Annotated in this window: 15 protein-coding genes and 1 tRNA gene; 6 read left to right on the forward strand and 10 right to left on the reverse strand. The window is 63.2% G+C overall.

The annotated features are described in order from the left end of the window. Positions 1–2: 2 nt before the first annotated feature. Positions 3–2,792, reverse strand: coding sequence for a type VI secretion system Vgr family protein (locus WT26_RS03370; RefSeq protein WP_081333704.1), 2,790 nt, complete (start codon positions 2,790–2,792; stop codon positions 3–5). 438 nt (positions 2,793–3,230) lie between these two features. Between WT26_RS03370 and WT26_RS35170 the strand changes: the two genes are divergently transcribed. Next, positions 3,231–3,389 (forward strand): hypothetical protein, encoded by a 159-nt coding sequence (locus WT26_RS35170; protein ID WP_080485620.1) that lies wholly within the window; start codon positions 3,231–3,233, stop codon positions 3,387–3,389. 192 nt (positions 3,390–3,581) lie between these two features. Further along, entirely contained in the window at positions 3,582–3,839 is a 258-nt protein-coding gene (locus WT26_RS03375) for a hypothetical protein (protein WP_060153643.1), read from the forward strand. Between the two features lie 163 nt (positions 3,840–4,002). On the opposite strand, the gene WT26_RS03380 is transcribed toward WT26_RS03375, so the two are convergent. Beyond that, a complete protein-coding gene (locus tag WT26_RS03380; RefSeq protein WP_196774781.1) occupies positions 4,003–4,527 on the reverse strand; it encodes a cytochrome b in 525 nt (174 codons plus the stop codon). Next, the gene (locus tag WT26_RS03385) at positions 4,527–5,612 is read right to left on the reverse strand and encodes a catalase family peroxidase (protein WP_069272187.1); all 1,086 of its coding nucleotides are present in this window, start codon (positions 5,610–5,612) and stop codon (positions 4,527–4,529) included. Before WT26_RS03385 ends, WT26_RS03380 begins: the two co-directional genes overlap by 1 nt. Positions 5,613–5,771: 159 nt before the next feature. Here WT26_RS03385 and WT26_RS03390 point away from each other — a divergent pair, with 159 nt between their 5' ends. The 3 genes from WT26_RS03390 (at position 5,772) to WT26_RS35175 (ending at position 7,576) form a co-directional block, all read left to right on the forward strand. Beyond that, complete coding sequence (locus WT26_RS03390) at positions 5,772–6,290, forward strand: sigma-70 family RNA polymerase sigma factor (RefSeq protein ID WP_069272188.1); 519 nt, start codon at positions 5,772–5,774, stop codon at positions 6,288–6,290. Next, positions 6,287–7,042 (forward strand): anti-sigma factor family protein, encoded by a 756-nt coding sequence (locus WT26_RS03395; protein ID WP_069272189.1) that lies wholly within the window; start codon positions 6,287–6,289, stop codon positions 7,040–7,042. The genes WT26_RS03390 and WT26_RS03395 overlap by 4 nt, the downstream gene beginning before the upstream one ends. 147 nt (positions 7,043–7,189) lie before the next feature. Then, entirely contained in the window at positions 7,190–7,576 is a 387-nt protein-coding gene (locus WT26_RS35175) for an ankyrin repeat domain-containing protein (protein ID WP_080485621.1), read from the forward strand. A 1,093-nt stretch (positions 7,577–8,669) separates the two neighbouring features. Here WT26_RS35175 and WT26_RS03405 read toward each other — a convergent pair. From WT26_RS03405 to WT26_RS03430, 6 genes are all read right to left on the reverse strand, one after another. Next, positions 8,670–9,386 (reverse strand): hypothetical protein, encoded by a 717-nt coding sequence (locus WT26_RS03405; RefSeq protein ID WP_059956510.1) that lies wholly within the window; start codon positions 9,384–9,386, stop codon positions 8,670–8,672. After that, positions 9,386–9,574, reverse strand: a complete 189-nt coding sequence (locus WT26_RS03410; RefSeq protein ID WP_059807582.1) for a hypothetical protein — start codon at positions 9,572–9,574, stop codon at positions 9,386–9,388. The genes WT26_RS03405 and WT26_RS03410 overlap by 1 nt, the downstream gene beginning before the upstream one ends. A 144-nt stretch (positions 9,575–9,718) precedes the next feature. Next, positions 9,719–9,967 (reverse strand): hypothetical protein, encoded by a 249-nt coding sequence (locus WT26_RS03415; protein ID WP_059807576.1) that lies wholly within the window; start codon positions 9,965–9,967, stop codon positions 9,719–9,721. Continuing rightward, positions 9,964–10,416 carry a hypothetical protein gene (locus WT26_RS03420; protein WP_069269733.1) on the reverse strand — a complete coding sequence of 151 codons (453 nt, stop codon included), beginning with the start codon at positions 10,414–10,416 and terminating at the stop codon, positions 9,964–9,966. Before WT26_RS03420 ends, WT26_RS03415 begins: the two co-directional genes overlap by 4 nt. Before the next feature lie 37 nt (positions 10,417–10,453). After that, on the reverse strand, positions 10,454–10,918 hold the full coding sequence (locus tag WT26_RS37070) for an immunity 53 family protein (protein WP_155123053.1): 465 nt from the start codon (positions 10,916–10,918) through the stop codon (positions 10,454–10,456). A 280-nt stretch (positions 10,919–11,198) separates the two neighbouring features. Continuing rightward, positions 11,199–12,449: a glycosyltransferase family 87 protein gene (locus WT26_RS03430; protein WP_059959850.1), complete on the reverse strand. Its 1,251-nt coding sequence runs from the start codon at positions 12,447–12,449 to the stop codon at positions 11,199–11,201. Positions 12,450–12,664: 215 nt separating this feature from the next. Between WT26_RS03430 and WT26_RS03435 the strand changes: the two genes are divergently transcribed. Continuing rightward, positions 12,665–12,741, forward strand: a tRNA-Val gene (locus tag WT26_RS03435). A gap of 110 nt (positions 12,742–12,851) precedes the next feature. On the opposite strand, the gene wecB is transcribed toward WT26_RS03435, so the two are convergent. Then, positions 12,852–14,066: a non-hydrolyzing UDP-N-acetylglucosamine 2-epimerase gene (gene wecB / locus WT26_RS03440; protein WP_069272190.1), complete on the reverse strand. Its 1,215-nt coding sequence runs from the start codon at positions 14,064–14,066 to the stop codon at positions 12,852–12,854. Positions 14,067–14,299: the final 233 nt, after the last annotated feature.

The following is a 14,299-nucleotide window of genomic DNA, read 5'->3' on the forward strand; positions in this document are numbered from 1 at the left end:
GATTACCCCTGCGCGTCAAAGACCTGAATATGTGCGATGTGCATCGCGTCACTCGCCGTAAGATCCGTCAGTCCCTTACCGTCGGAGACGCCTTGGACCACCCGGCCGTCGCGCAAGGTGATCTTGTACGGTCGGTTCGGTACCGTGTGTGCAGCCTCACTACTGTCGGTACCCGGATAGCGCAACCGAAACTTCTGGTCGGCGCCGGCGGCACTAAATGCGGGTGGCGCCACGTGATCGGTATCGGGACCGAGGAAATCGTGACCAGCCGTGTGCGCGACGAACGCACCATCAGAGCCGACCCGGACGCCACCGCCGATCTTCACGTAACTACCGTCCTCGGCGACGAGCCGGATCGTTTTGCCGGCAACCACTACCTCGTCGCCGATCGACGTAATGTGTACGGCCTTCTGTGCGGTAGCCGAAAGCGTGTCCTGTTGGGCCTGCAACAGCACGGGCCCATCACCAGCGATCGCACGCACGCCCTCCCCGCGACCGAACACATGCACGCCTTGTCCGGCCGATGCGAGGAGCCGCTGACCGCCTACAAGCTGCAGGTGCCGCTGCGCGACCTGATCGATGTTCTCGCCCGCATAGGTCAAGTGCGTTTTCGGCGTGATGTGCACCGAACCAGCTTGCGCACCAAACGCCATTAACGCCTGCGAACCGGTGGCCGCCCCGGTGCCACTTTCCGGTGACCCGTTGCCCGGGGTCCAGTTCTTGAACGCAGCGGCGATAGCCTGCTGGCCTGCCGCATCGGTTGCCTGTCCGCCATGCTGGCCGGCGTAATCGCCCAAAGCCTTGAACAGTTCCGTGCATTCGCCAAGTAGCTGGAGCAACTCGTCACGATCGAGCTGGCCACCGCTCGCCTGGGTGCGCGCGTAGGTCGTCAACAACATCCCCTGCGCCGCACGCAGCGCCGCGGCTGCGTCGGTGCGCAATTCCGCACCTTCGCCGCGATCCTGCCCAACACCGTTCTCACGCGGTTGGGTCAGATAGCCCAGATTCAGTTGCGAGTGCGCGTGTTCGCTGGCGAGTTGGGCGCTGATTTGCTGCGGCGTATCATCAAGTCGGAGCTGATTGTATCTCCGCCCCTTTATTTCCTTCGTCTTGATCCCGGACACGTAACGGTTGCCGGGCAGTGCACCGGTATGCGTGAACGTCGCGGGCGGATTTGCCCCGTTCCCGAGCACCCCGATAATTACTAAGCGATCAGGGTCTCCCCCCAGACAGCCCAGCAGAACTTCCATGCCAACGCGCGGCAAGAACGATGCACCGAACTGCGTACCCGCGAGGGATGACGCAACACGCACCGGAGCGCTATCCGCCGCCGTGCCGTTCGTGCCAACACCCTGCGCATGCGCATGATCCGCTGGATCGAGTCCCTGAATCTGTACGCGTACACGGCCGTCAGCATCGCAGAACACCTCGTCGCCTTCCTCGCCGACGATCACGCCAGTCAGCAGGTGAACCGGCGGCAGATCAATCTTCGGGTCATAGGCCGGCGTGAGCGGCACGCCACGGCGCACGCACGTGAATGTATTTTCGTAACGCGTATCCTGTTCCGACGTTGACGCGCCCCCCCGCGTCGACGCCGAATACGTGAAATGCCGACTCGCAGCAAACAGCCCCTGCACACGCTCGGTGAGGCCCTTTGGCAGATTGTTCCAGATATCGTGATCGATCGACGTGATCACGAATTGCCGCTTTTCGGCCGGCTGCATGTCCCATTCCGGGTCGCCGGTCAACGTAACCCACGTGCCGACGGCAAGGTCGCGCACGCCACTCACGCCATCGTAGCGCTCGGCCTCGAACTGATGCGCGAACATCCGCGCCCTCGTCAGGCGTTCGTGATCATTCCATGAGTCGCCGACATGCGGTATGTCGATCGCGACGTCGGTCAATAGCTTCGCCAAGTCGTTGCCCGACTCGCCTTGATCCACACTGGCGACGGCAATCGATTCGTCGATGCGCGCCTTCTTGTAATCCCAAGAAGGGCGACCCGCCTTGCCCGGAATCAGTCGCTGGTGTAGCGCAAACAGCGTAATCGTGTCGCGCTCCTCAGTGCCAGCATCACGTGGATGCAGACGCACCGTGCCCGCCGGCCCTTGCGGTAAGGACATCGGATCATCGCAACACACGAGCGTATGCACCGGTGTCTCGTCATGGATGTCGCGCGAGTCCTTGCTTGGACCTGCGTTGACGAACACCGCGATACCTTCACGACGCAACAGGCGGCGCAAGAACTTTGCGTCCGATTCATTGACCTGCCGGGTCAGTTCGCGCGACGGGTAACGATCGCGACTCAGGCCAGACAAGTCGAATTCGAACGCGCGGGCAAGCTCCGGGCTGCGCTGGCGCCACTCGTTGAACAGTGTGGTGAGGATGTCGACGACGCTCAGCTTGCGGAACACGCGGGAATTGGTGCGTTTGTCCATCAACGACAAAGCGTCGCACACCGTGAGCTGATAAACCGTGAGTTCGCCATCCGATTGACCGATCTGCACGTCCTGGACGATCGCGTTGATCGTGTGCAGTTGGCCGCGGTCGGTCACGATTCGGACTGAGACCGGCAGACCAATGAATAGCGTCGGCGCAAGGCGATCCCGTGTCGAGACGCAGGTCAGTGAGCCGTGGACGCCAGTCATCAACCCTTCGCGCACGCTGGCGTGCTGAAGCGCAAGCAGGTGGCCCAAAGCACCTTGCGCTTTACCAAAGTTCAATCCGACTGGACGCCTGTTCCAGTCCACGGCGCCCGCGGCGAAACCGCGGATTGTTTCGTCTAATGACACAGCCGCCCTCTCAATATTATCGAATTCGTATTCGATTCAGGCAGCCGAATCCCGCGTCGCAAACGGGCACACCGCCCAATTCAGGCGATAAGCATAGCAAATCGGCAAACGGGTGTGAAAGTCGACCAATCATAATCAAAGCTCGTCGACCTGATCTAACCAAGATTAACAAATTGACATCTTGACTCGAATTGCTTTTCACGCCCAGACGGCTTCATGTCATCGCTCGCGGCGTGACTTCAGACATCGTCGTGAAATTCTCGACACCGCCCCCAACGCTGCCGCCGAGCCCAGTTAGCGTCGCACCATAGTCTGTCTCTATCGAACCACCCTTCGTCTTTTCGATCTACAAGACAGAGCATACGTCGACCAGCACCAGCGATATAACCGACGCCTTCGTCTGCAGGCGCCCACCCCTTCGTCGTCAGTCGAAACGAGTTGGAATTCTCCGAAGAGGCAGAAGACGTGTTTTGCCTTTACCGAGTCTTCGACTTCGCAAAAACGCCGCGACTGTTTATTCTGCGCGGCGCATTGAGCAACTCGTTGCACCTCGAAGCGATCGACTATAGCGCTCGCCTGAAAGTCATCTCCCAATAGCTCGCGACAAGCCTGTCAGCATTCGAGACGGCTGATGCCTTCTATACCGTTCGGCTAATCCGCACGTGTTGGCCTCATCGAGTGCTTTTCTTCCCGTAAACTCAAACAGCAGTACCGCAAAAAAGCGCGGGCCGCATGGGCTGCCACCCATACGACCCGCTGACCACAACCAACTCACACCAGGAGTTGCTCATGGCTGACGCCAATCATAAGTCACGTCCAAAGAAACGCAATCTGAACACCAGGCTTGCGCTGATCCTCCGCAGCACGCCAGACCGCCCCAAGAGAGGTTGGCCGTACCTGCCATGGATGAGCGTCATCGATGCGCACTTCAAGCTGTTCGGATTCGAACCGGGTGACCGTGTCTACCTCGACATCAATCACAAGACCCGGCAAATCACCATCACGCCCGACTACAGCGACCTTGTCCCACGAGAGCAAGCTGCGTAACAGCAAGGGCCGCTTCGTGCGGCCCTTGCTGTATTGGTGGTCGGCTCAACGCGAAACGCTTCCCTCAACGAGCCTCCATGCACCATTCCTTGGCTCAGACGCTCCGGCAATTTTTCAACAGCCATCCTCAACAACCGTCACAACAAAAAGCAGCCTTCCAACCTCACCTCCCCACCATCGCCCTCAACACCCCATCCCGCCTCACCAACCCGTGATAAAGCGCGGCCGCGAAATGGAGAAGAAACGTCGCAAAGAACAGATAAGCCACCCACCGATGCGCGACCCGGAGCCAGGCGAATGCAACCGGATCAGCCGCAACGATCGCCGGCAGCTGCACGCCGCCGCCCAACGTCACCGGGTACCCGCCCGCCGACAGCATCGCCCACCCGATCAGCGGCATCGCCACCATCAGCGCGTACAGCACGAGATGCGACCCGTGCGCGGCAACCTTCTGCCACCACGGCAGATCCTCCGGTAACGCCGGCGGCCTGGAACTCAACCGCACGACAACCCGCACACAGGCGAGCACGAGGATCGCAATCCCGAGCGGCTTGTGAATCGCCACCAAGACCGCATGCCGCCCGGAAACGGACGCCACCATCCCCACCCCGATGAACAGCATCGCAATGATCATCGCGGCCATCACCCAGTGCAGCACCCTCGCCGGCAAACTGAACACGCTTTTCATCACCGCTTCTCCGAAGAAGTCACACGCCCAGCCCCAGGCACCCCCGCCTCTTCACTCGTCCTGCGCAGATACGAATCCGCATAGGCAGCCGAGCGCGCCGCCAGCAACGGATCCCCCGACACCTGAATCCCCTGCGGCAGCACCGTCGGGTCGTAATTCACGTCGCGGCACGGCCCGCTGTCCTGCGCCTCCACGCGGTCGAGCACGAGCGTGCCCGCGTCGATCGTCGTGCGCTGCGCCGGCCAGACCTGCGTCGCGTCGTCCACCGGATCGCCGGGCTCCGCCAACGTGACCAGCAGCTTCCACTTCTGCGCACCGTCGCCGATCCGCCGCGTCAGGTCCGCCTGCAACACATCCGGATCCCCGGCCGTCGCGACATCGCCGGCGCCGGCCGTCTGCTCCGGCACGACGCGCCACCTCACAGCCCGTTTCTCACCCGCCGCATCGACGAAGTAGAACGCATTCAACCCGTAATAGCTTTCGGTGACGTAGCTCGCGCTCGGCTTCGCCCCCTTCACCCACGCGCGAAACGCGGCCGTCTCCGGGTGCGCGCCGAAAAACGCCTTCACCTTCGCCGGGTCGGGCTTGCCCGTCTTCGGATCGGGCCGGGTCGCCATCAGTTGCGCGTAGAAGGCCTGCGGCGTCGCCACCGGAAATACCGGCATCGCGTTCATCCCGGTGCGCCATTGCTCGCCATCGGGCGCGGTGAGCTTCAGCGCGAGGCTGCGAATCGGCACGCTGCTGTCGGGCGCGTACGGATTCCCGCCCGGCAACGCGAAGCGCCCGACCACCGGCGTGCGCACCGCCTTGAAGAACGGCGCGACCGAATACGCGCTCGCGGCGCCGTTGCCTTCGAAGTAACCGGTCACGCACACGCCCTTCGCGTGATTGCGCCGGTACCCGGGATGCAGGCCGCCGTTCGCCTGCAGCGCATCGACGAGCTTTTGCGGCGTCAACCGCGCCGGCGCGAGCCACCCGCCGACATACCCGAACGCCACGGCCACGCCGGCCACCGCGCCGCCGATCGCGGCCCAGCGCCATAAACCTCGCCCCGGCTCGCGTTGCGAAGAAGAAGATCGCTCCATGAATGTGCTCCCGACCATGCGGTCATGTGTCGAACCGAAGTAAGACGCCGCCCGGCCCGCTCTATTCCATCGAAAATTTTTTCGTAAGCTGGTGGAATAACGCCGCGCGGCAATCGTCCTACGCGACGAATCCACGCCCCACCCGGCAACCGGCCCGCCATGCCCTCGACCGACCAAGACGATCAATTGCGCGAACTGATCCCGCGGCTGCGACGCTTCGCGCTCTGGCTCGCGCGCGACGTCCATGCGGCCGACGATCTCGTCCAGTCGACGCTCGAGCGCGCGCTGTCGCGCTGGACGAGCCGCCGCGACGACGCGTCGCTGCGCAGCTGGCTCTTCACGATCCTGTACCGGCAGTTTCTCGACGGCAAACGCAGCGCGAAGCGTTACGCGTGGCTGCTCGGCCGCATCAGCGACGACGACGAAGCGCACTGGCCGTCCGCCGAACGCGAATTCACGGCGCGCGCGACGCTCGAAGCGTTCGGCCGGCTCTCCGACGAGCAACGCAGCCTGCTGCTGCTCGTCGCGGTCGAAGGCTTCACCTATCAGGAAGTCGCCGACCTGCTCGACGTGCCGATCGGCACCGTGATGTCGCGGCTCTCCCGCGCGCGCCAGGCGCTGCGCCAGCTCAGCGACGGCGAGCTCCCCGCTCCTTCCTTGCGATTGATGAAGAAATGAACACGCCTCCGAACGAACACGACCTCCAGGCCTACGTCGACGGCCAGCTCGACGACGATGCGCGCGCCGCGGTCGAGCGTTATCTCGCGCTGCATCCAGAGCGCGCGGAACAGGTGAAGCAATGGCAGCAGGATGCGCAGCGGTTGCGGGCCGCGCTCGAGAGCGTGCGGATGCCGGCGGATAACCCTGCGCTGGATCCCGCGGCGATCCGCGCACGACGCGCCGAACGCACACGGATGCGGTTCGCGATGGCTGCATCCTTTGTTCTCTGCGTTGGCCTCGGCACGTTCGGCGGTTGGCAGGCGCGCGGGTGGAATGCGCCGCCGGCGGTCGCGCCGATGAGCGATGCGGTCGAGGCTTACCGGATGATGGTGGTCGATCGCAGCGCGCGAGCGGATGTCACGCCGGCGAGTGCGGGCGAGTTGCAGACTTGGCTCACCCGTCGCGTCGGTTCGGGCGCGAAGCTGCCGGATCTGAGCGCGGCGGGGTTCAGGCCGGTTGGGGGACGTCTGTTCGCGACCGAACGCGGTGCGGCGGCGATGGTGCTGTATGAAGACGATGCGGGACGCACGCTGAGCTTCTACGTGCGGCCGCCTGAGTCGGCGCATCGGCTGCTCACGGCCGGTGAGCGCGTCGATGGTGAGCTGCTCGCGCGCTATGGCTCACTGCACGGGCTCAACTATGCCGTGGTCGGAAAGGTGGACAGTCTCGGCGAGAAAGCCGTCGCGCGCGCGCTCGACGAGCAGACGTGATCGGCGCGACGCCCAAATTAACGACGCCGAGCAGCGCATTGAATTGTCCGAGCCGTGGAATCAGAAATGGCTACCAGGACGGCATGACCAAAAGATTGCTGGTTTGAACGGTCGCCTTCAGAATCTGCACGATGACCACAATAGGAAATGTACGCGGAAATGTCATCAAAAGAGCAGTTGAAATCTGTTTTTGAGAAGTACAAGACCCATCCCGAATTCCTTGGACTTGAACTGACTGATCCAAATCAACGAGGGGCGGTGGATGATACGCTCTTGCATCTCGCCGCGCGCAAGGGGGCCATTGAAGATATGAAAGTGCTGATTGATGCCGGCGCCGATGTGAACATTGCGGGCGATCTGGGCAATACGCCACTTCATCAGGCGGCAATGATGAAGCAATTGGAATCGGTGAAATTTCTTTTGACGCTTGGCGCCAAGAAACAGCTGAATAACGAGTTCGACCAGACGCCACTGGATGTCGCCAAGATTACTGAAAACGCCGAAATCATTCGTCTTCTCGAAAGGTGGCGATGAAATCAATCCGCATCACAGCCCGGACATGAGCCAATGGAACATCTCTTCTCTAACGCCCCGACTACCTGTCAGATCGAGTTCCGGCTAATACAGATGAGCCGAATTGGATGACAAGCATCAATCCCCCGAACTGGCAGCGGAAGCTGCAAGGCTACTTCGGGAGAAATTTGGATAGAAGATTTCAGCACCAAGTGTAGTCTCGGCGAGAAAGCCATCGTGCGCACCGGATGACACGGTGCACCCGACCAGAGCCACGCACGCTCACCATTCGATTGCACAGCGTTTCGAGTCCTTTTGGGGGTGGATATCCACAACAAGCGCGGCGACTCGACGCTTTCATCCGGGAGCATTCACCCTCACCTTCGGAATGCACAGCATTTTGAGTGGTTTCGGAAGCCGGATATCCACAACGAACACGACAACCCGGCCGACCGCTTTCTCCCGATTGAAACACCCCGGCAAACTGCACGGAACGACCGCCTGCAGGCCGATTGCCGCGATGCGGTCAACCGCAGGCATCGACCCTCACCTTTCCGATTCACAGCATTTCGAGTTATTTCGCAGGCCGGTTATCCACAACGATCGACACAACATGACCGCCTCTCGCCCTTGACCTGGCGCGGCCTCTTCGAGAAATAGCCGGTAGCGCGACGACCATCGCGCGGTCGCGCACGATACCACACACAGAATTTCCGACTGCTTCTGAGATCGATTGTCCACACCCCGGTGATAGCGCCGAGCGCCTGACGGCGCTCTGCTTCGTTCCGACGGCTTCCGCTTCGCATCACTTACAGGTTGAACTGCGGGATTCAATGACGTCGCCCAAGCTTGCGATCGGGCCAGGCACAGCATTTTCATACCGTTTCACTATCGGATATCCACAACCCGAACCACGGCGTCATTGGCCTCCCGCACTTCGATGCGAACATCCCGTCCACACGCGTCAGCCAGAAACGCAATCGAACCATCCCGAGTGCTCATGAGATGGCCCGCCCGCCAACACATTGCCGAGCCGCAACGCCTCCCGGACGATCGCGTCGAGATCCGCGCACAACGGCGCCGGTTGCTTGAATGACATCGTGACCGCGCTCATTCACCCCCCGGTGTCGGCGTCCATCACGCCGCTGCGCCGCAGCACCTCCCGCAGACAAACCGGGCAGACCCGCTCTCCGGCGTCCCACAGCTTCACGAACGCCGCCTCGCTGTCGATTCGAAACGTCGACCCGACGATATCGATATCGGGCCCGCAAACACGGCGCAGAAACGCTTCGTCGAACCAGTACCCGTGCTCATGGTTCACCGATGCCTTGATCACCCGCACCACATGACGATCGCGCACGACGTCGATCGACAGGATCGCTTCCTCGATGTCCGGCGACGTTCGCGTCGGAAGGATGAGCCCGTGGAGCTCGCATCGCGCGTGATTGCTTGGCCATTTCGCGTTGGCCGCGACGACCGACGTGTCGAACGCCTGCTCCGTCGACGTCGGTTCATCAGGCGCTTCACCGGATCGCACGAGCAGCTCGTCCATGCAGGCCGAACAGGCGTACGCGCGCAGGCGCTCGAGCGCCGCGATCTTCGGAAAGGCCGTCACGTGCGCGACGTTGTCGATGAAGGTCGCATCGACGTCGTGTTCGTCGAGTTCGGCACGCAGCATCCACATGTCCCGGCTGTACTTGGGCCGGTCGAGCGAGACCTTGACGAGCTCGCCGGGCGCGAATTGCCCGCGTATGCGAAGGCGTGCGGCGATGCCTTTCGACGTCGTCCTGACGCGGCCGATACCGTGACGGCGGCAGATGTTCGGTCCCATCACCGGCTCCCGTCGTCAGCATCGTGCGCGTCACCCTGGATCAGGTCAGGCGATCGAGCATCCATCAATGCGACGGCCAAATCGCCGGACTCGGCCGCAATCGTCGCCTCGTCGAAACGTTCGGGAGACAGCGTGTACGGTTCCCGCCCGGTTATCGGGAAACCACTTGCCGATCGACTTTTCGTCATTTCGAAGTCACCTGATTCGCGCCGTATGCAACACAGCGTTTGCGACTGGTTCGCTCGCGCTTATCCACATCCAACCGACCCGAGCCGCACGAATCATCGGCGCATCTTCGCGTGACGAACGCTTCACCATCCATATTCCCTCGTTCACGCGACAAGCCACCGGACGATGTCGGCCATATCGCTGTCCGACAACGCGCCGATCCGGTCGACGAACACCCCGTAGTCGAGATCGAATTTCACGTTGAACCGCTCGCCTTTGTAGCGGCAGCACAAGACGTCGGCTTCGGGGATCGTTACGCGCTGTTCGAGGACGATGTCGCCGGGATGCTGCCGCAGGCGCCGCGTGACGACCTCGATATCGAGCGCATCCAGTTGCTTGGCCTGGGTCGTCATTGCCGCTCCCCGTTCGTCGTCCTCGCGAGCGGCAATCCGCCCGCGTGCGGTGCAATGCCCGATTCGTTCCGCTTCACCCGTCGCAACGACATGCAGCCGATCACCGCATGGTCGGCAACGGTGATTAACACCACGACGAGATGCGTCACCGTATCGACAACGAACCAGACGATCCGCTCGTCGTCGTCGAGCCCGTCGACCGCCGCCTTCGCTTCGACGAAGCCATGATGTTCGCGGCCCTGTTCGTCGAACAGGCCGATCCTCAGCGCGAGCAGCCCGCTCATGCCGATGCGGGTGTATTCATCAAGATTCCAGTCGCATCGCAGCCGCTCGTCCAGCCCGCCCTCCGCGATGGCCTGGGCGAGTACGTCACGTGCCGCTCGGCTGAAGTCTTCTCGCGCGACCACAGCGTCGAAATCGACATGGGTCGCAAGGTTGTGCATCTTCATCGGCGAATGCCCGTCATCCAGAACGATCGGCGGCGCATCACGCGTCCTTGATCCAGTCGGCCGCAAGCACCAGCAGCTCAGGCAGATTGCCGGGGCCGCCATACCCGGCAAACGCCGTGTCGGTCGCGCGGATCGAGATCCAGTCCATCTCGTCGCGCTCCACATGGAGGTCGAGTGGCTTGCCGTCCGATGCGCCATCGATCTTCACGCGCCAGCCCGGGTTGTCGATATTGGCGATCTCGATACCGTGCGCATGCTCCCAGACGCCATTGCATCGGGACGCGTACCAACGTTGTAAAGCGGTCAGCGGATCGGTCATGTGCAGGAGATTAGTAATCGAGCGGACGATCTTTTCTGTGACCCGATGCTGAGCCGTGTTGTTTGCCGGCGTGATGGAAAAAGCGTCCGCTGCGTCGATGTGCGCGATTCTACAGAGGAATTCGCACCGCTCGCGGGTGCCGGCCACAGCATTCCAGGTCGTTTGTGCACGGATCACAGTCACCGCCCTGTGGTTCTCCAATGGTTTTGACTGGATGTGTATATAAACGTAGTAATAGTTAACAAGCCCCGCTCCGCGCTGTGGATAACTCCCCAAATGCACTGGAAAATCAACGCGATGCCGAATTCATAACCGCACGAAATTCGCCTGCACAGCTCTGTGGAGCACAGAACAACTTTTGGCGCGTTGCACAGGCCGCACAGATATCCTCAATCGTTCCACTGTGAGTCCAGAGGCTTCCGAAGCGGTTATCCAGAGGGAAATGTGGATAACCCGACGGCCCCTACGCGTTTCCCTGTGCAATGCAGCGCACGGCAACGTCACCGCCAACGCCGGTCCGCCTGACGATCACGGCGAGCAGCGCAAGCATCACGACCGGCATCACGTTACCGGCCTGCCAGCCCGCGGGCAGGAAAAAGATCGCGGGCGACACCCACGCGGCGACCATCACCGGCAAATCGCCGTGCCGCCAGCCGTGACGCGCGCCGTCCTTCCATAGATACAGCAGCGGTAACGCGAGCCACACGAAGTCGTAGGACAGCAGATAAGGCGGGCCCATCAAGCTCGCCGCCGCGAGCGCCGCGGCGCGCAATTCATAGCGCGCCTGCTTGACCCACAACATGGCCACGGCAGCGATCGCAAGTGTTGCGACAGTGCCATGCAACGCGAATGCATGGTCGGTTGTGAGGCCGGCGCGGCGCGCGGCGCCGAACACCGTCGGCATCCCGGTCGGCCACATCGCCGCGCGATCGGCGATATACGTGCCGAACGCGGAGGCCGAATCGAAGAACCGCGCATACGTGTCGAAGCCGAGCAGCGCGCCCGCCACCACGCAAAACACGCCCGCGGCAATTGCCGCGGCCGCGAACGCGCGCCACTGCCGGCCGCAGAGCAACGCGACGGGAATCGCGATCGCGAGCTGCGGCTTGATCGCGAGCAGCCCGAAGCACACGCCCGCGAGTCCGGGCCGCCGGCGCAGCGCGGCGAGCCCGAAGCCCATCAGCGCGGCCGTCAGGAACGAGTTCTGGCCGGCGGCGCCGGCGATCCACGCGGCGGGAAACGCGAGCGCGACGAACCAGAACGCGGCCGGCGCGCGCGCTTTGACGATCCGCGCGCAGGACCACGCGGCAAGCGCGAGCCCGGTGACCAGGAACACGATGTACGACCATGTAAACGGGAGCCACGCGAGCGGCCGAACGACGAGCAGGAACGGCGGCGGATACACCCACGGCGTCGGGAGTGCAGTGGCGTTGGATGTGGAGCCTTGCAGCGGCCGCGCGATGCGCGCCAGCAACGTCCAGTCGAACGCGCTGGCGGCGCCGTGCTGGATCGACAGCGACGACGCGCTCCAGAACACCGCGAAATCCCAGCCGAGCGCCCCGAAATACGGGTGGTGCAGCACGTATGCGCCCCACACGCGGATGAACAGGAAGACCAGGTCGGCGATCAGCACGAGGCCCGCATAAAACATCACGCGGTCGCGCGTGAGCCAGCGGCCGGGCGGTGCGGCATTGGGTTCGGGCGAAGTCTGCATGCATGCGCCTCCGGTCGGTCGATCGGCTCGCCCGAGCGCTCCGGGACGAAACCGCGCCTCGATCAGCGGCCCATCTTATCGGAAGCGGCGCGCCGACACTCACCTCGCTTACCCTTGGCGCACGCGGCTCCCGGCCACGCGCACCCCCCATCCAAAAAATTTGCATCGAAACACTTGTGCTCCGCACCAACCCTGTCTATAATCTACGCCTTCTTAGGCTCGTAGCTCAGCTGGTTAGAGCACCACCTTGACATGGTGGGGGTCGTTGGTTCGAGTCCAATCGAGCCTACCAACGCACAATAGAAGGGGTCCGGCAGCGTGCATTGCCCACAGGCAACGCGGCTCGCCAAACGATCAGACGCCGCGCGGCAAGTCCGCGCGGCGTTTTTCTTTTAGGCCGTCTTACGCCGAGCGCAGCGCATGCAGTCCCAGCGCCAGCGCGTTGAACGGCATCTCTCCCGATCCCATTCCGTAGTTCACGATGCTCGGCGCCGCACGCGGCCGGCTCAGCAGCGCCGGCACGATCCGCTCGCACGCATGGCCGTCGCCGTACGGATTGCTCGCATGCGCCATCGCGTCGTACGCGCTGTCGCTGCCGATCAGCCGCGACGTTTCTTCGACGAGGCGCTCCGCGTCCGTGCCGACGAGCCGCGCGGTACCGGCCTGGATCGCCTCCGGGCGCTCGCACGTGTCGCGCGTGACGAGCACCGGCTTGCCCAGCGCGGGCCCTTCCTCCTGAATCCCGCCCGAATCGGTGATGATGAAATGCGCACGCGACATCAGGAATACGAACGACAGGTACGCGGGCGGCTCGATCACGTGCAGGTTCGCGATGCCGTCGAGCAGCGCGCACATCGGCTCGTCGACGCCCGATTCGCCATGCAGCGCATAGACGAACTGCACGTCGCGGTGACGGCTCGCGAGGAGCCGCAGCGCATGCCCGAAGCACGCGCGCACGTCGCCGCCGTAGAAGCGGTGGCCGGACACCAGCACGATGCGGCTGTCGCCGGCGACGAACGGATAGCGCTCGACGATCGTGCGCGCGAACGCCTCGTCGCGTTCGAGGATGCGCCGCACGCCCTGCAGCGCGTCGATCAGCGTGTCGCCGCTCAGCACGACGCTGTCGGCCGGCACGCCCTCGCTGAGCAGGTTGTCGCGTGCCTGCCCGGTCGGCGCGAAATGCCACGACGATACCGCGTCGGTCACGCGGCGGTTCAACTCCTCGGGCCACGGCGACCAGATGTCGCCGCTGCGCAAGCCGGCCTCCACATGCCCGACCGGCAAATAACGGTAGAACGCCGCGAGGCTGACCATCAGCGTCGTGATCGTGTCGCCGTAGACCACCACGGTGTCCGGATGCAGCCGGTCGAATACGTCGCCGACCGCGTGCAGCAGGCCGGACGTCGCGTCGGGCTGCGCGTGGCCCGCATCCGTCAGGTTGAGCGCGTAGTCGGGCTTGATGTCGAACAGCGCAAGCAGCGGGTCGAACGTTTCGCGCCGTCGCACCGTGACGCAGACCTTCGCGTCGATGTTGCCGTGAGCCCTCAGCGCACGCACGAGCGGCGCCATCCCGGCCGCCTCCTGGCGCGAGCCGAGCACAAACAGGAATTTCCGCATATCGAACCTCGAATTGCTCCCTGATTCGTCCTGGCGCGGGTGTCTGCCCCGCGCGCAAGCACGGGTGAACCGGCAGCGCAACGCGGCCGGCGGCATGCGGGATATTGCAAGTTTCAAACCAGCCGCGCCGCATCCGGCGGCCGCGTCGTGCGGCGTATTCGGCCGTCGCGCCGGCATGACGGAACGTTGCACACGTGATACGACGCGCGGCGCGCGCCGGGCAGGCGCGACGC

The organism is Burkholderia cepacia (assembly GCF_001718835.1).
In the GTDB taxonomy this organism is placed as follows: Bacteria; Pseudomonadota; Gammaproteobacteria; order Burkholderiales; family Burkholderiaceae; genus Burkholderia; species Burkholderia cepacia_F.